This is a genomic window from Solibacillus sp. FSL K6-4121, from assembly GCF_038002585.1.
Classification (GTDB): domain Bacteria; phylum Bacillota; class Bacilli; order Bacillales_A; family Planococcaceae; genus Solibacillus; species Solibacillus faecavium.
On sequence record NZ_JBBOCS010000001.1, the window covers coordinates 1,441,097 to 1,460,167 of the forward strand.

The 19,071-nt window shown below is 33.3% G+C and carries 13 protein-coding genes; 11 read left to right on the forward strand and 2 right to left on the reverse strand.

Features of this window, described 5'->3' with window-relative positions:
• Nucleotides 1-33 precede the first annotated feature (33 nt).
• The 11 genes from MHH95_RS07315 to MHH95_RS07365 all read left to right on the forward strand — a co-directional run bounded on the left by MHH95_RS07315 (nt 34) and on the right by MHH95_RS07365 (nt 17,176).
• Nucleotides 34-2,181, forward strand: a complete 2,148-nt coding sequence (locus MHH95_RS07315) for a hypothetical protein (RefSeq protein WP_340726969.1) — start codon at nt 34-36, stop codon at nt 2,179-2,181.
• Nucleotides 2,182-2,194: 13 nt separating this feature from the next.
• A complete protein-coding gene (locus tag MHH95_RS07320; protein ID WP_340726970.1) occupies nt 2,195-3,346 on the forward strand; it encodes a glycosyltransferase family 4 protein in 1,152 nt (383 codons plus the stop codon).
• Nucleotide 3,347: 1 nt separating this feature from the next.
• The gene (locus MHH95_RS07325; RefSeq protein WP_340726971.1) at nt 3,348-4,439 is read left to right on the forward strand and encodes a glycosyltransferase family 4 protein; all 1,092 of its coding nucleotides are present in this window, start codon (nt 3,348-3,350) and stop codon (nt 4,437-4,439) included.
• Complete coding sequence (locus MHH95_RS07330) at nt 4,436-5,545, forward strand: glycosyltransferase (RefSeq protein ID WP_340726972.1); 1,110 nt, start codon at nt 4,436-4,438, stop codon at nt 5,543-5,545. Before MHH95_RS07325 ends, MHH95_RS07330 begins: the two co-directional genes overlap by 4 nt.
• Before the next feature lie 111 nt (nt 5,546-5,656).
• Nucleotides 5,657-7,063 carry an undecaprenyl-phosphate glucose phosphotransferase gene (locus tag MHH95_RS07335; protein ID WP_340726973.1) on the forward strand — a complete coding sequence of 469 codons (1,407 nt, stop codon included), beginning with the start codon at nt 5,657-5,659 and terminating at the stop codon, nt 7,061-7,063.
• A gap of 31 nt (nt 7,064-7,094) precedes the next feature.
• Nucleotides 7,095-8,474, forward strand: coding sequence for a sugar phosphate nucleotidyltransferase (locus tag MHH95_RS07340; protein ID WP_340726974.1), 1,380 nt, complete (start codon nt 7,095-7,097; stop codon nt 8,472-8,474).
• Between the two features lie 48 nt (nt 8,475-8,522).
• The gene (gene galU, locus MHH95_RS07345) at nt 8,523-9,407 is read left to right on the forward strand and encodes a UTP--glucose-1-phosphate uridylyltransferase GalU (protein ID WP_340726975.1); all 885 of its coding nucleotides are present in this window, start codon (nt 8,523-8,525) and stop codon (nt 9,405-9,407) included.
• Nucleotides 9,404-10,378 carry a UDP-glucose 4-epimerase GalE gene (gene galE, locus MHH95_RS07350; RefSeq protein WP_340726976.1) on the forward strand — a complete coding sequence of 325 codons (975 nt, stop codon included), beginning with the start codon at nt 9,404-9,406 and terminating at the stop codon, nt 10,376-10,378. The genes galU and galE overlap by 4 nt, the downstream gene beginning before the upstream one ends.
• An 88-nt stretch (nt 10,379-10,466) precedes the next feature.
• The gene (locus tag MHH95_RS07355; RefSeq protein ID WP_340726977.1) at nt 10,467-11,744 is read left to right on the forward strand and encodes a glucose-6-phosphate isomerase; all 1,278 of its coding nucleotides are present in this window, start codon (nt 10,467-10,469) and stop codon (nt 11,742-11,744) included.
• 4 nt (nt 11,745-11,748) lie between these two features.
• Entirely contained in the window at nt 11,749-13,440 is a 1,692-nt protein-coding gene (locus MHH95_RS07360; RefSeq protein ID WP_340726978.1) for a phospho-sugar mutase, read from the forward strand.
• A gap of 235 nt (nt 13,441-13,675) precedes the next feature.
• Entirely contained in the window at nt 13,676-17,176 is a 3,501-nt protein-coding gene (locus tag MHH95_RS07365) for an S-layer homology domain-containing protein (RefSeq protein ID WP_340726979.1), read from the forward strand.
• Nucleotides 17,177-17,383: 207 nt separating this feature from the next.
• On the opposite strand, the gene MHH95_RS07370 is transcribed toward MHH95_RS07365, so the two are convergent.
• On the reverse strand, nt 17,384-18,274 hold the full coding sequence (locus tag MHH95_RS07370; protein WP_340726980.1) for a sulfurtransferase: 891 nt from the start codon (nt 18,272-18,274) through the stop codon (nt 17,384-17,386).
• A gap of 291 nt (nt 18,275-18,565) precedes the next feature.
• Nucleotides 18,566-18,766 carry a hypothetical protein gene (locus MHH95_RS07375; protein WP_340726981.1) on the reverse strand — a complete coding sequence of 67 codons (201 nt, stop codon included), beginning with the start codon at nt 18,764-18,766 and terminating at the stop codon, nt 18,566-18,568.
• Nucleotides 18,767-19,071 lie beyond the last annotated feature (305 nt).

Here is a 19,071-nt window from a genome sequence, read left to right on the forward strand (position 1 = left end):
CTTAAGAAATGGAATAAGTGTATTTTCATTTTTTTGACAATAGTAGTACTTTTTTTAGTTTTGTTAGGTAAACCAACTATCTATGGAGATGGTAGAGAATATTTAGGGATGACTATATCTTTTAGTAATCATTTAACGCCTAATTTAACAGAAGAGGATATTATTGAAAGAACAAAACTTGAGGAGAAAAATGGGATTTTCTTCAGTGAAGATTTTTTATATGCTGGATATTTTGAAGATTTAAATGAAGACTATTATTCATATCATTTCTGGTTTTATTCTTTAATAAGTGTCATACCATATTTTTTATTGAATTTAATTGGTATGAATCCCTTAAAAGTTTTTCAGGTAGTTAATGGGCTTTTATTTATATTTCTATTCTATAAAATTTGGAAAAATTCATATTTGAATGAAAAAGGTAAAACATGGCTTATCGTAGTTAGTTTATTTTCACCAATTATACTTTATATTCCATGGAGTCATCCTGAAGTTTTTAGCTATGTTTTCTTAACTATTGGTCTATTAGATTTTGAAGACAATAAAAAGAAGTCGGCGATTTTATATACAACATTAGCCTCATTACAAAATCCAGCAATTGCATTTGTAGCTTTAGGTATGCTTTTTCTAGAATTGTATAGAAAGAAAAATATATTGGATAAAGAATGGTTAAGTTTAGTAATGATTTCAACAATTGTTTTTATTCCTTCTATTTTTTACTGGAGTCAATATAGAGTATTAAATTTAATAGCAGAGGCAGGATATTCCTCGTCTGAATATATTAGTTTAAATAAAATATTTAGTTTATTTATAGATCCTAACTTTGGAATGTTCATATATATTCCACTGTTTTTCTTTATAGTTATCTATCTTATATTTAAACGAGATATTAAAGTTATTTTAACTGTAATACTGTTATTTATAATTGCGGTGATATGCTCTACACAGTTAAATTGGAACAGCGGTATGATGTATATAAATCGATATAGTGTTTGGTTGATACCTATAGTACTTGTAGGAACAATTCATTTTATTCAAACTAGAAATAATAAAGTCTTTTCAAAATTGCTAGCAGCCTATGTTCTAACAACAGGTATAATTACTACTGTATGTGTATTAGAGTACGATCTAGCTAATTGGTTAAAATATAATTCGTTTACTAACTTAATTTTATCAAATGTACCAATGTTATATAATCCAGATCCAGAAGTTTTTGCAGAGCGTGCACTAGGTGCTGAAAAAAATTACTATGAAGATCTACCAATCTCACTAATTAATCAACAAGGTGCTAGAAAAACTCTAAACCTAAATTTTGAAGGTGAGCTAGAATATATTAATGGTGATATTAATATATCATTAGAGAACGAATTGGGAAATATTAAAAAGTTTGTTGGGAATCAAGATATTTTCAATAATTCTATCTCTGCTGCTTTCTTAAAGGGTTCCCATCCTCTAGAATTTAATGAAGGTACTCCGTTTAGATGGTTTGATAAGGAAGCCGTAATAAGGTTTGTAAATGAAGATGATGTAAAGGAATCGACAGTTACTTTTAATGTTTCAAGCTTTTATAAGAAAAATGATATTAAAATATATTTAAATGATGGTGTTATCTACGATGGTGAAATTGTGCCTGAATTGAAAAATATCTCAATTAAAGTAAACTTAAAAGACGGGTTAAATGAGCTGAGAATTGTTGCGAAAAATTCATTCAAACCTAGTGAGGTTGATAGAAATAGTAATGATAGACGTGACCTAAGCTTCAATTTGTCGGCTCTAGAAATTTCTAACTATAAAGATATTGTGAATTTTCAAGATGGTAGTTTTGAATTTCTAAATGGTTGGCATGGAATTGAAAATGATGGAAGTGGAAATGTCTTTAGATGGACTGAAAAAAGTTCTCAAATAAAAATGAATTCTAATATTGAAGAAAAGTCAACTCTAGATATGGAAATGTTAAGTTATAAAGTGAGTAACAGGGCAACAATTTATTTCAATGGGGATTTAATTTATGAAGGAAATATAACTACAGATTTGCAAAATATCAAATTAGATATCGATTTAAAGCAAGGTGGGAATATTTTAAAAATAGTTTCTTCAGGAAGTCAAATTCCTAGTGTAGTAGATAGTGCTAGTTCGGATTTAAGAGAATTAAGTTTTTATATTTCCTCAATAATAATTGATTAGTTTAGGAGCCAGGATGAAATTATATATTGATGCACAGCCACTACTAGGGCAAAAAACAGGTATAGGACATTACACTAATAACTTAATAAAATCATTTTCAAAAACTAATATTAGTATTGAATTAGTTACGAATCAACCTTTTAATTTTAAAAGACTTAAAAATATTCAAATTGTAGATGGAACTACAAATTTAAGTAATAAAAAATACCCGTACAAGATTATTAGACGTTTAATGTCACCTAATGTCTTGTATAATTTTCCAATTGATTCATCTGTTGAAAAGGCATATAAACATAATTCCGTTTTTCACGCGACAAACTTCATCACACTACCTACAAAGTATGCCAATCAAGTGGTAACAATTCATGACTTAGCATTTATGAAATTTCCAGAAGTAGTTGATGCGAATATATACGAATATATGATGCGATGGGTACCATATTCTGTGAATAAAGCTAATCAAATTATTGCAGATTCACAGCATACTAAGAGGGACATTTTAGAGTTTTTTAATATCTCTGAGGAAAAAATTAATGTGGTTTATTTAGCAGCTGACAAACGATTCCAAAAGCAAACTTTAAATCAAGTTCAAAACGTATGCGAAAAGTATAGTCTGCCAAAAGAGTACCTATTATATATAGGTACTCTAGAGCCTAAAAAGAATCTTGTTACATTAATCGATGTATATTACCTGCTTAAAAAAAAATATTCTATCAAAGAAAAGCTAGTCATTGTAGGAGCTAAAGGTTGGAAATTCAACCCTATTTTTGAAAAGGTACAGCAATTACAGCTTGATAATGATATTATATTTATGGGATATTTAGCAGATGAGGATTTACCTGCCATTTACTCGGGGGCTAGCGTATTTACATTTCCCTCATTGTATGAAGGGTTTGGTATTCCTTTACTAGAGGCAATGCAATGTGAAGTACCTGTAATTGCGTCAAATACATCTAGTATTCCTGAAGTAGTCGGAGATGCCGGTATTTTACTAGACCCACATGATATTGATGAGTGGGCAGAAAATATTTATCGAGTACTGACTAATAAAGATTTATATGAAGAATTGATTGCAAAAGGTAAACAACAAGCAAGTAAATTTTCTTGGGAGAAAGTAGCAAATGAAACTTTAGCCGTTTATGAAAAAGCTTTAAAGGGTGAGTGACATGAAAATCATTTATATTAACGGTCGCTTTTTGACGCAAACGGTGACAGGAGTTCAAAGATATGCAATTGAGATTGTTAAAAGTCTCGATCAATTGCTTTCGAAAGGTATCATAAATAATGATGCATTTAAATTCATTATTTTAGTACCTAAAAACACGGAGAATAGACTAGTTTTAGATAATATCAAGATTCAACATGTAGGAAACTTAGAGGGGCATTTATGGGAGCAACTAGAGCTCCCTTTTTTTGCATCAAAAGGAATGCTGCTTAATTTGTGTAATACTGCTCCGATTTTTTTTAAAAATCAATTATTAACAATTCATGATGCTTCGATTTCTGCAAATAAACAAAATTACTCTTTACCGTTTAAATTTTGGTATCGCTTTTTGTACAAACTCTTACCTTATCGTACCAAAAAAATAATAACTGACTCTGAATTCTCGAAAAGTGAAATTTTAAAATATTTCACTTTTAAGGAAAATAAAATAAAGGTAATTTATTTAGGGACAGAACATTTGAAGCAAATTGAACCAGATAATCATGTTTTGAAAAAGCATAATTTAGGAGAAAAACCATACATACTCGCAGTGAGCAATATGAATCCTAATAAAAATTTTAGTGGTATCATTGATGCCTTAAAGTATTTAAATCACTCTAATATTGAAATTGTTATAGTAGGGCCTAAAGATAATCCGATTTATGGCGATGTAGATTTACAAGTATCGTCGAGAATAAAATTAGTAGGTTATGTGAGTGATGAGGAGTTAAGTGCACTTTATCAAAAAGCTAGTGGTTTCGTATATCCTTCTTTTTATGAAGGATTTGGCTTACCTCCTCTAGAAGCAATGCTGAATGGCTGTCCTGTTATTGCCTCTAATAAGGCTTCACTACCTGAAGTGTTGGGAGACGCTGCTGTATATTGTAATCCTCATCGTCCAGAGGATATAGCAGAAAAAATAGAACAGGTATTAGTCAATGAAAAATTACGAAATGAAATGAAAATCAAGGGGTTAGAAAGAGTGGACAGATACTCTTGGGAGAATTGTACACGTTCGATATATGAGGAAATATTGGAGGTAATGAAACTTTGAAAGTAGCAATTATTCATGATTGGTTAACAGCGATGGGTGGCGCGGAAAAGGTGATTATAGAACTCCATAAAATATTTCCCAACGCCCCTATTTATACATCTGTAGTCAATTATGAGAAAATAGATCCTATATTTAAGAAAATGGATATTCGAACAACATTCATTCAGAAGTTGCCATTCAGCAAAAAGAAGTATAATCGATATTTACCATTATTCCCAATAGCATTTGAATCCTTAGATTTAAGTGAATACGATTTAATTTTAAGTAGTACAACTTCTATAGGGGCTAAAGGAGTTTTAAGAAATTCTTCAAGTATACATATATGTTATTGTAATACACCTCCACGTTATACATGGGATTTTTATCATGAATATTTGGCTTCGGCAGGTAGAGTACAAAGAATGTTAATCCCGATACTAATGCATTATTTAAGAACTTACGATCAGCTTTCTTCTAATCGAGTCGATTATTATATAGCTAACTCTACAAATGTAAGAGAAAGAATTAAAAAAATTTACAATAAATCTTCTACAGTTATTCATCCACCTGTTGATGTTGAATATTATCAGCCGGAAACTGTAACGGATGATTCAGATGATTATTATTTTATTGTTAGTCGTTTGGTCCCTTATAAAAGAGTTGATTTAGCTATTGAGGCATGTAATAAATTAAATAAAAATTTAATTGTTATTGGTTATGGTGAAGAACTTGAAAAATTAAAACAGATTTCTGGTCCGACGATTACTTTATTAGGTTACCAAACAGATGAGCAAATTAAAGTTTATATGCAAAAAAGTAAAGCATTTTTATTTCCTGGATTTGAAGATTTCGGTATTGCACCAGTTGAGGCACAGGCATGTGGTAAACCAGTAATCGCTTATGGTAAAGGTGGAGCATTAGATACAGTAATACCTGAGAAAACAGGGGTATTATTTAATGAACAAACAGTAGATGCATTATGTGAAGCGATTCAAAAATTTGAAAGGATAAAATTTAGTCCTCAAGAAATTAGACGGCATGCAGAGAATTTTAGCCAGAAAAATTTCAGACAGAAAATCTTGGATTTTATAGAATCAAGTATGGAGAATAATCGAACTATGCTGTAAAATGGTAGATTAATGTAGATAATCCAATTTACATACTATATATTTAGTCTATAATAGATTTATTGGTTATATAAGTTCTTTAAAGTTTTAAAGTTTAATGGAGGTTTACACATGATAAGAGGCAGAGAGTCTCTATTGACTAAATTATATATAGTTTCAGATTTTTTAGTAATCCAAGCTATCTTTTTTATTGCATGGGTTTTGCGGTTTTATTTATTAGATGGAGTTATTACTGCAGAAGTTTCATTTGAAGATTACTTTATATGGAATATTGCATTTTCGATAATTTATATTACTACTGGATTAATGGTCTCATTATACACACCCAAAAGAAAGAAAAGTTTTTTCAGTGAGATTTTTAAAATTATTCAGGTGAATTTTATTAGTATGTTTATGATTTTAAGCTTACTATTTCTTTTCAGAACAGTAGATGTTTCAAGGGTATTTTTATTCCTTTACTTTCTTTTCAATATAATTTCCCAAGTTTCTTATCGATTTATAATAAAAAAAGGTCTTTGGAAGTTAAGAAGTAAAGGATTTAATAAACAGTTCATAATTGTGCTAGGTGCAGGTGCTTTGGGAAAAGATTTTTATCATACAGTTAAAAAAAATCCAGAGTATGGATTTGAAATCTTAGGATTTTTAGATGACTATAAAAAGTCAATTTCCAATAACGAAAGTGAATATAGACCTATTCTTGGTAAAATTAAAGATCTAGAGGACGTACTAAATAAGAAATTAGTAGATGAAGTAGTGGTTGCTTTGCCATTAACAGTTTATAGTAAATATGGAGATATAATAAGAATTTGCGAAAAGGCGGGAGTTAGAGTATCTATTATACCGGATTTTTATGATGTACTTCCGGCAAATCCTAACTTTGAAAAGTTTGGAGACTTTCCTATTATAAATGTACGCGATGTACCATTAGATGATTATGTGAATAGAGGATTGAAAAGGTCATTTGATATTTTATTCTCAATAATAGCAATTGTACTGGTATCGCCTCTATTAATAATTATAGCGCTAGGAGTGAAACTAACTTCTCCAGGACCAATTCTTTTTAAACAAGAGAGAGTTGGACTGAATAGAAGAAAGTTCTACATGTATAAATTTAGATCAATGAAACATATGCCTGAATCTATTTCAAATACACAATGGACGACAGAAAATGACCCTAGAAAAACAAGGTTCGGTAGCTTTATTAGGAAAACAAGCTTAGATGAATTACCTCAATTTTTTAATGTTTTAAAAGGAGACATGAGTGTAGTTGGTCCACGTCCAGAAAGGCCATTTTTCGTAGATCAATTTAAAGAGGATATACCTAAATATATGGTCAAACATCAAATTAGACCTGGAATTACAGGCTGGGCCCAAGTATGCGGGTTAAGAGGAGATACTTCTATATCTGACAGAATAAAGCATGATATTTATTATATTGAAAATTGGACACTTTCATTTGATATCGTAATAATATTCAAAACTGTTGTAAATGGCTTTATAAATAAAAATGCATACTGAAAACAATATATCACGAAAGAGGTTAAAATAAATGGAATTAATATTATTATCAGGTGGATCAGGTAAAAGATTATGGCCGTTATCGAACGATTCACGATCAAAACAATTTTTAAAAGTATTGCCTAACAATACTAATGAGGAATTACAATCAATGGTTCAACGCGTTTGGGAACAATTAGAACAAACAAATTTAAGTGAATCTACTGTTATTGCAACTAGTAAGTCACAGGTAGATATGATCCAAAACCAACTAGGTAATCAAGTTCCTTTAATTATTGAACCTGAAAGAAGAGATACATTTCCGGCAATTGCATTAGCTGCCACTTATTTGTATTCAGTAAAAGGAACTAATTTAGAAGAAGTCGTGGCTGTTCTTCCTGTCGATCCATATGTTGAAACAGGCTTCTTTGAAAAAATTAAAGAATTAGAGCTAGCTTTAAATGAATCGAATGCTGACTTAGCATTAATTGGTGCGGTACCAACTTACCCATCTAGTAAATATGGATATATTGTGCCGAACTCTGACACATCACAACAATATTTCCAAGTAAAGAACTTTAAAGAAAAGCCGTCAGAAATTGAAGCAGAACTATTATTAAAGGACAATGCTTTATGGAATTGTGGCGTTTTTGCCTTTAAATTAGACTATATTATTTCTTTATTACAACAAAAAGATTTACCAGTAGATTACTATCGTTTATTAGAACAATATAAAGAATTAGAAAAAATTAGCTTTGACTATGCTGTTGTTGAAAAAACTAAAAATATAATTGCTTTACCTTACAATGGTACATGGAAAGATCTTGGTACATGGAATACTCTTACTGAAGAAATGGGAAGTCAGATTATCGGTAAGGGAATTGTTTGTGAAGAATCTAAAAATACCCATTTAGTAAATGAATTAGATATTCCTATTACTGTTATCGGTATTAAGGATGCAATTATTTCAGCTAGCCCTGATGGAATTTTAGTTTCAGATAAGTTATCAAGTCCAAAGATTAAAGAAATATTAAATGGTTTTGAGCAACGTCCTATGTACGAAGAACGTCGTTGGGGTTGGTATAAAGTATTAGACCATACCAAATTTGATGATGGAAACGAAGTATTAACAAAGCGAATCGGTGTTAATGCAGGAAGTAACTTAAGCTATCAGAAGCATTTTGCTCGTAGCGAAGTTTGGACAATTATTAAAGGTGAAGGGCATTTTGCTCTAGATGATAAAATTAGACATGTTAAGCCAGGTGATGTATTAATCATTCCGGTAGAGTCTAAACACGGTATTAAGGCAATTACCGATATGGAGTTCATTGAGGTTCAAACGGGTTCTCAACTGATTGAAGAAGATATTGTTCGAATTTTTATGACTTGGGAAGAAGTAGAAGAACATTGTAAATTATCAGTAGGTAAATAATATACTAAGGATTTTACTCATTTCTGTATAAGGTATTGTGGAGGGTTTATGAAAAATATAAGAAAAGCAATAATCCCTGCTGCTGGGCTAGGTACTCGATTTTTGCCTGCTACTAAGGCGATGCCAAAAGAAATGTTACCAATAGTTGATAAACCAACAATTCAATATATTGTAGAAGAGGCAATTGCTGCTGGAATTGAAGATATCATTATTGTTACAGGTAAAGGTAAACGGGCAATCGAGGACCATTTTGATAATGCGTTGGAGCTTGAAACAACATTAATCGAAAAAGGAAAACTCGAAATGCTTGAAAAAGTTCAAGAATCTTCGAATGTTGAAATTCACTATATTCGACAAAAGGAACCACTTGGGTTAGGACATGCGATATGGTGCGCTAGAAAGTTTATTGGTGATGAACCATTTGCTGTGTTATTAGGAGATGATATTGTAAAAAGTGACGAGCCTTGCTTAATGCAGTTAATTCATCAATTTGAGCGGACGTTATCAAGTGTAATCGGAGTACAAAAAGTACCGGATGAAGATGTTCATCGTTACGGGATTATTGACCCTGTTAATACGGATAGTCGATTAATGCAGGTGAATCAATTTGTAGAGAAGCCGTCTTTGGAAGATGCACCGTCAAATTATGCAATCATTGGTCGTTATATTCTGACACCTGAAATTTTCCTTTATTTAGATGAGAAAAAACAAGGTGCCGGGGGAGAAATTCAATTGACGGATGCGATTGAATCTCTAAATAATATTCAACGTGTTTTTGCGTATGAGTTTGAAGGACGACGCTATGATGTGGGTGAACAATTAGGGTTTATTGAAACAATTATAGACTTTGCATTAGAGCGTGAAGATTTAAGCGACGGTGTAAAGAAATATATTTTAGAAAAAGCAAAGTTATTGAATGGTGATATTTTATGATTTTAGTTGTCGGTGGCGCAGGATATATTGGCAGTCATTTTGTAAAAGAATTGGTTGATGATTACGATGTGGTAGTTTTAGATAATTTGAGCACGGGTCATCGTTGGGCAGTCGATGATAAAGCGATTTTTGTTCAAGGGGATTTAGGGGATTCTCAAGTTATTCAACAACTGTTTGACAGTTATCGAATCGAAGCAGTATTGCACTTTGCAGCATATAGTTTAGTAGGGGAATCCGTGCAAGATCCCCTTAAATACTATGAAAATAATGTAGTAGCTACATTCAATTTATTAAAGATAATGAAAGAAAACAATATAAATAATTTTATATTTTCATCAACTGCGGCTACATACGGGATTCCACAAGTAGAGTTAATTGATGAACAGACGCCAACTTATCCAATTAATCCATATGGTCATTCAAAATTAATGGTGGAGCAAATGCTTCATGATTTTTCGAAGAGTTACGACTTAAACTTTGTAATACTAAGATATTTTAATGCGGCTGGAGCAGATGAAAGTGCAATGATAGGAGAGTGTCATTCACCCGAGACTCACTTAATTCCTATAGTATTACAGCACTTATTAGGACAACGTGAATCTATATCAGTTTTTGGTACGGATTACGATACGCCTGATGGTACATGTATTAGAGATTATATTCATGTAACGGATATTGCGAAAGCCCATATTTTAGTTCTTAATCAATTATTAGCCGGAAAACAATTAAATGCCATATATAACTTAGGGAATGGTAATGGCTATTCTGTAAAACAGGTAATTGATATGTGTGAGAAGGTAAGTGGGAAAACAGCAAATGTTCAGTATGTGGGACGTAGAGAAGGCGATCCGGCTAAGCTTATTGCTAATTCTGAAAAGATTTATAAAGAATTTGGATGGAGAGCACAGAAAGATTTATATACTATAATAAAGAGTGCCTATAAATGGCATTTAAATAATTTTTCAAAGTAACCAATTCGTATTTGTTCCGAGTTGGTTTTTCTCTTTTGTATATGGCATAATAAACCTATCTGAATTTACCAGAATTGGAGACTATACAATGATTAAAGAAATTGTAAAAACAACATTACTAAATTGCTCTCTTGAAAATGGTGATATTTTAAAATATAAAAAACAAGTACAAGATATTCATCTTGCCTTACCACAATTTGAGTTAACAGGCTGGTTAGAAACCCCTAATCAAATTCAAGATGATTTACTTAATTCTATTGAGCGGGTTGCTACTGAAATTCGTGCCTGTGCTGATATACTTGTAGTAATTGGCGTAGGAGGATCCTTTTTAGGTGCACGTGCAATTCAAGAAGCTTTGAAACCCTATTTTGGTTTAGCAGAACATGGGATTGAGGTTGTATATGTGGGTCTAAATATGAGTGGAGCATATATTAAAGAACTTTTGGCATATTTAGACAAAAAGCAAGTATACGTTAACGTTATTTCAAAATCTGGTGGTACGATGGAACCAGCACTTGCTTTTCGAGTCATGCGTCTTTATATGGAAGAGCGTTACGGAGAAAAAGCAACAGAACGTATTATTGTTACAACCGATGCAGAAAATGGGATATTAAAGAAAATTGCTGACCAAGCAGGTTATCGTCAGTTTGTTATTCCATCAAATGTTGGAGGTCGCTATTCTGTATTAACCCCTGTAGGATTATTGCCTGTTGCGGTAGCAGGAGTAAATATCCATGAATTAATTGCAGGTGCAAAGCAAGCTGCTCAAGAACTTTCTGCTAGTGATTTAGCTAATAATGATGCCTATAAGTATGCAGTCATGCGCCATATGTTATATGAGCAAGGCTATTCAATTGAATTGCTCGCTTCATTTGAACCTGGCTTAAATAAATTCCATGAATGGTGGAAACAGCTATTTGGTGAAAGTGAAGGGAAGGAAAAGAAAGGCTTATATCCTTCAACGGTTAATTTTTCTACGGACTTACATTCGATTGGTCAATTTATTCAAGATGGCAGTCCGATTATGTTTGAAACACTACTTCATTTTCATGAAATTGAAGGGGATCTGCAAGTGCCATTTGATAGTAGAAATGAAGATGGGTTGAATTATTTATCGAATCGTACCTTCAATGAAATTAATACAATTTCTAAACAAGGGACAGCTCTGGCTCATTCAGAAGGTGGCGTACCCATAATTCAATTAGAGCTTCCAAAATTAGATGAGTACCATTTAGGCTATTTAATTTACTTCTTTATGAAAGCGTGTGCGATGAGTGCATGTTTATTAGAAGTAAATCCATTTGATCAACCAGGTGTTGAAGCATATAAGAGTAAAATGCTTGAGCTTTTAAAGGAGAATAAATAAAATTATGACTTTTGAATTATTTGAAACGTGGAAAAAACAAGATTTACCTATGAACTTATTGGAAGAACTATCATCAATTGGGAAAGATGAAAAAGCAATTGAAGATTGTTTCTACCAGTATGTATCATTTGGTACAGGTGGAGTAAGAGGAGTTCTCGGCGCAGGTACAAACCGTATGAACATCTATACAATCCGTCGAGTAGCAGAGGGTTTGGCACGCTATATTTCATCAAATGGAGAAGAAGCAAAAAAGCGAGGTGTTGCTATTGCTTACGACACACGTCATTTTTCTTATGAATTTGCAGTGGAGACAGCTCGTGTATTAGGAGCACATAACATTACTTCATATGTTTATAAAGAGGCACGTCCAACACCACAATTATCTTATACAGTCCGTGAACTAAATACTTTTGCAGGTGTGGTTATTACGGCAAGTCACAATCCAAAACAGTATAATGGTTTCAAAGTTTACGGTGAGGATGGTGCGCAGCTAGTACCGACTGGGGCAACTGCGATTATCGAGCATATGAATCAAATTGAAGATATTTTTACTATTGGAGTTGCAGAGGTTACAGAGCTTGAGCAAAAAGGATTGTTTAATTGGATCTTGGAAGACCTTGATGAAAAGTTCATGTATAACTTATTAACTTTAAAAAATAATAATGCTATTGATTATAATATGAAACTTGTCTACACACCTTTACATGGAGCGGGACTTGTTCCGGTAGTAGAAGGTTTAAAGCAATTTGGATTTAATGAGGTACACGTTGTTGAGGAGCAAGCTGTACAAGATGGAGCTTTTCCAACTGTTTCGTATCCAAATCCAGAAGAAGCTGCTGCCTTTTCAATGGCAATCGAGCTTGGTAACCAAGTAGGAGCAGACCTATTAATGGCAACTGATCCGGATGCTGATCGTTTAGGGGTAGCGGTACGTAAAGGTGATTCATACGAGCTCCTTACAGGCAATCAGCTTGGTGCACTTTTATTAAATTATATTTCGCAAACAAAGCAAGAGAACGATACACTTCCAGCTGATGGAGCAATGTTAAAAACGATTGTTACATCAGAGCTAGGTACAGCTATTGCTGCTCATTATGGTGTTACAACAGTTAATACACTAACTGGGTTTAAGTATATCGCAGAAAAAGTTGCGGAGTTTGAAATGACAAAAGCTCATACATATTTATTCGGCTATGAGGAAAGTTATGGTTATTTAATTGAGACATTTGCTCGTGATAAAGATGCAGTTCAAGTAGCTTTAAAAGTTGCAGAAATGGCTGCGTATTATTCAACACAAGGAAAAACGTTGCTTGATGCTTTGGAAGGGCTGTATGAACAGTTTGGCTATTATCAGGAAGCCCTTGTGTCTAAAACATTCGAAGGAAAAGACGGACAAGAGCAGATGAAGGCGATTTTGAATAACTACCGGTTAAACACACCTAAAGAAATTGCTGGGGTAGCGGTTGTTCGTGTTGAGGATTACTTAACAGGGGTTGCAACATTACAGGATGGCACTACAGAACCAATTGACTTGCCAAAGGAAAATGTGTTGAAGTTTGTACTAGAGGATAATTCTTGGATTGCCATTCGACCTTCAGGAACAGAACCAAAATGTAAGTTTTACATTGGGGTTGTAAAGAGTTCTAAGGAAGAGGCAGAAAAAGCATTAGATAGCTTAATGAAATATCTCATTTGATATTATAAGTATCCCATCTAAATTATGAATAGTAATATAGCTAAAGGAAAACAATCGTTTTAAGTGAGTCGATTGTTTTCCTTTTTAAATGGACATCTGTCTTTAGTCTTTAACGCCTTCATTATTTCGACATATATAGGTTAATTATGTAAATATATTACTCAAATATAACTACTTCATTTAGTCTATAAATGATATATTAACTCATATAAATGGAAAATGGAGGAATGTTAATATGTCTAAAAAATCACTAAAAATCTTTACTGCCACAGCGGTTGCAGCTTCAGTTATCGCACCTGTTGTAAGTGCAAACACAACATTTAAAGATATTACACCTACCAACTCACATTATGAAGCTGTGCAATCTTTAATTGAACGTGGAATTATTAACGGTTACGAGGACGGTACTTTTCGTCCAAATGCATCTTTAACTCGAGGGCAAGCTGCAAAGATATTAGCGAACGTATTGAATTTAGATACATCTTCAACAGATCAAAAATTCAAAGATGTTACAGTCAATTCTGGATATAATGGTGCAATTAATGCGTTAGCAAATGCCGGAATTATTAATGGGTATGAGGATAATACATTTAAACCAAATGCTCCATTAACACGGGGGCAAATGGCGAAAATTTTAGTGAATGCGTTTAACCTAGAAAAATCTACGGAGCTATCACATAAATTTAAAGATGTATCGAATGAGAATGGCTACAAATTTGATATTCAGACTTTGGTCGATCATACAATTACGCAAGGTACAACAGCTACCACATTTGCACCGACAGAAGCAGTAAAACGTGGGCAAATGGCAACATTTGTAGTGCGGGCTGAAAATGCAACTACAAAAATTACAACTGATGATTCGATAACCCTACATATTAATTCTATTGAAGGTACGACTTTAAAAACAACAGAAGGTAATTTTGATATTGACTCTTCGTTAGGAAATTTATTTTCAATTGCCAATAATACGGTTTTAGCAAATGCTGTTGTGGAAGCAACGGTGAAGGGAAATCGGATTACAACTGTTGAATCTTTACAAATCACTTCCAGTGGAACAGCTGAGAAGTCAGCTGTATTAGATGGTCAATCTACCGTATTCAATGGGTCAATTACTATATTAGGCGATTTTGTAGAAATAAAGAATATAAAAGTTATAAAAGACATGATTGCTGAGGGTCTAAATCAATCATCAGTTAAATTAAAAAGTGTCGAAATAGAAGGGTCTTTTAATATTGAGGATGAACCAGGTAAAGTGGCGAGCATTTCCCCAGTTGCAAATTCAGAAAGCACGCCGATTTATCAAATTGAAGATAGTAAATTAAAAACAGTAAATATTGCACGTAACCTTGCAGAAATCACTTTAACAGGTACAAGCTCAGTAGGTAAATTATCAGTTGCAAATCATGTTCAAGAATTAAAACTTAATGGGAAATTTGAGGAAGTTTCATTACTATCTTCAAATGAAATCAAAATCACAGGAACTGCAAACATTTCAAAATTAGTATCTAAAGCTGCAAATGCAATTATTGATATTATTGGGACGATTACATCTTTAGAAATTACAAATCCATCAGCTAAAATTACATTAAATCCAAATATGAAAATTAGTAATTTAATTTTACCGATGGGTATAGATATTGCTTCGGTAATTACGAACTATAATGAGGTGCGAGGGAATATTGAAACTGTGAACAATACATCTTCACCCTCAGGCTCGATTATTGGCACAACACCTAGTGGGGATACAATTATTATACCGGAAAATCCAATCGATTCAGAAAAGCCTACAGAACCATCTGATTCTGAATCAGATGAACCTGAATCACCTAAATTACCTGAACAGCCTTTAGATCCAGGGAATGAACAATTAACAGAAAGCATGCCTGAATTACCTGCAGGAGAACTAATTAAAGGTAAGATTTCCGAAATTATTATTACGACAACAGATACGGCTACGGCGGATACAACTACGGTAACCTCAAATGATAGTTCTACAGTAACAACTGATACTGTAAAAGTAAAAATATCAGGAGATACCCAAACATACAATGTGGCTTCAGAATTAGCAGGTTTCTTCCATAGTAACCAATTTGCCTTATCAGGTGCAAATGTTGAGATAGTAATAAAAGAGGGGCGCATTATTGCGATAAAAAATTTAACGCTAAACTTAACGTCTGTAAATACTCCGGTCATTGATGGCGGTGGAATTACGATTTATGGAGATTTAAAAGTTGTAAATAATCAAATCGGAAAATTAACAAATATAATAGTTACTGGTAATGTTATTTTAGCAGCAGACAGAACTGAAAACTTGGAAGTAGTTCAAACTAAAGTATTTGGCAAAGTAGAATTTGAATCAAAGCCATCTTTAGCAATGCGAACGAAATTCGCAAGTATAGCACCATTCGCAGCTGCAACAACACGTATTAAAATTACATTTACAGATTCTACTGTAGCAATTATTGAAGTACGAAAAGCAGATGTGGAACTTCATACAGGCGGTACTACTGAAGTAGCAAATATTCGGTTATTTGCTAATGCAGAAATAACTTCAGATTTAACGAATGAAAAAATACTTCCTAAAATCGTTATTGGTCAAGGTGTAACAAATGTAAAGTTAAACGCATCCATTGCAAATGTTGTAATTGAATCAGATGAGAATGTTATTGTGGGTGGAGAAGGCAACTTCGGTAATGTTGTAGTAAATACGAGTAAAGAAGTTGCAATTAATACAGTGGGGACTATTGGTAATCTTGATATTAAAAAAGATGAGCCGAAAATTAAGCTAGGTGAAGAAGTTAAATCAGTGGGCACAGTAACGACAGTCTTGCCAGTAGAAGAAGTGTTCCAAAATTATGAGGAACTAAAAGGAAAAGTAGGACAAGTTATTTTGCCAAATATTGAATTCTTTGCTGCAGAGTTAATCGGAAATGATAAGGAACTTGGTTATTATACGATTAAGTTAGCTGGCGTTGGGAACTATACAGTGAAATATAGTTTGATTGATTACGAAGACTCTTGGAAACTATCAGAAATTATACGTAATCAAGATAAAGTACCAGTAGACGCTGTCACATATAAAGTTGGAGAAAAAGTTTTTATTCCAGCAAATAAAATATTATATGTATATACAGTAGATAGCACTAATACGATTAAAGATTATAAAAATGAATTTCGCTATGGTGATTCGATTCGATTTACTACAACAGAATCGGGCACAAAAATTGAGTCTACATTTGATGTGAAAGAAGGGACAAAAGTTTCTGAAATTTATAACGGGATTTTCAATTTCAGTTTGAATCAGCCTATAGTATATTTAGGATCTACAACAATCGATGCTTATACTTGGACTAAAGAAGGGGATTTAGTATCGTTTGTAATTACTGGGACAGATAAGTTTAGTCTAGCTGAAGAAGATAAGGACAAAAATTATTTCAACTTTAAATGGAATGATCGAAAAGCGCAAGGAAGTGGTTATAGTGGGAGTTTTGGTGGAGATAAAGCCACAGCATTAAAAGTAATTAAAGAAATCTATAGTCGTAGCGAAAAAGATCCTGCACCATCAGGAATGTTAGCAGGTCCTATTAATCTAGCATTTTATGCTTTATTAAATATCAAAGAAGACGTTGCTGACCGATTAAATGGAGAAAAGTATAAAAGCGCGGTTGGGAAAGCATCGACATTGGAAGAATTACACCAAATGATTGTTGAAGTGAATAATAATAAAAAATAAAATTATTTTACATTTAATTTACTAATCATGTGACGTCCACTAATCAATAGTGGGCGTTTTCCTTTTGGGAAGTAGACTATCAAGCAATATTGACCATGTATTGGAATTGGTAATTATAGCATCATGTTAAATGTGTTAAATACAATTATAAAAAGCCCTGCAAAGATTTCTCCTCACAAAGCTACCACTACAAATACGTAATTTAATTTATTCCGTCACCAACGGACAACTCTCATCACTAGCCCACTCATTTAAAGACCCATCATACACCGCCACATTCTCTTGCCCCAATTTATTCAACAATAACGCATTCCATGTCGCGGCAATTCCGCCACCACAGTAAGTAATGACCTTTTTGCTTGGATCAAGTGCGCCTAACTTTTCAAAAGTTGCTTGTATTGTAGCATCATCATTAAGTAAACGAGTTTCCGGATTAGAATGAGCTCCGAAAAAGGCATGCTTGCTTCCAGGGATATGACCAGGACGCGGGTATGTCATTGTTTCGCCACGGAAATCTGCCTCTGACAAACTATTAATTAATACGATATTTTCATCACCTAAAGCAGCTTTTACATCTTCTTTTGTGACAATTAAATGTTCACGGCGTTCTCCAGAAAATGGTGCAGGTACATATTCCGAAATACCGGATTCTGTAGGGCGTCCGTCTAGCTTCCATTTACGGAATCCACCGTCCAGTACAGCTACATTATCGAAGCCTTCATATTTTAACTGCCAGCGTAAACGTGCTGACCAATCGGATGCTAATATATCAACATTTACTAATGGACCACGGTCATAGATTACTACATATGAATCATCAGTAATTCCTAATGGTTCCACTGCTTTCAGAAATTGATCTCGAGTTGCAATTGTAAATGGGGCCGCGCCTTCATGATTAGTGAAATCCTTTAGTAAATCAGCATAAGCAGCTCCCGGGATATGTTCTTTTTGATAGGCTTCAAAACCAGACCATAATTCTGGGAAACCTTGGCCTTCTGGAATTTTTAAGAAAGTAGAGGCATCAATTAAGCGCAAGTTCGGATCTTTTAAACGTGCTTCTAACCAGTCGCCATCTACTAAATATGGAATAGTTCTCATTTTCTCAAGCTCCTTTTAACTATTATTAGACTGTCTTTGTATAAAATTTACTTTAACACAAATATCTAGTAAGTTCATCTGATATGTATGGAATATTTAGTGCTCACTTCTCTATGAAATTACTAATTACCCAAAAGTGGACTTTCTTAATAAAAGAAGATCATTTCATTTGATTTCAAGGAGTATGTAGAAACCTGCTCATGGGCATCCGCCCCTACACAAAGAAAAGAAACCAAGGCACATACACCTTGATTCCTTCTCTTTAATGTGTTGAATGTATTCAAATATAAACTAGTTCCAAGCTGTGCGTTCACTGACAGGTTGATTTTCTTCAGTAGATCTTCGCTTTTCTGCAATTTGATTGGCTGAATCGGGGTGTAATTCAGAACCAAATTCTTCTTGCAGGAACTTCTGACGCAGTTGCTGATTTACTTGTAACTTATTCACAGTACGTGCCTTCTTAACAATGATTTTGTTAGAATTTCTGCTCATATTTGATACCTCAACCTCCATTAGTTTTTGAAAAAGCCAATCATGAATATGACTTCACCTTTTCGCTCTATAGATTAACCAACTATAGAAATTTTATTAATTTTAATAAAATTGTGCTGTCGATTTATTCCCTCTATTTCGAATAATTCCTAGATGTCAAAGAGGTTAATTTGTATTAAGCTCTTGTAGCAATTGTAAAAGGTGTCTTTCCTTCAGGGTTAGTGAAGTCTTTCGGTAAATCAGCATAGACCGCTCCAGGGATGTGCTCCTCTTTATATGCTTTGTAACCGGACCATAGCTCTGGA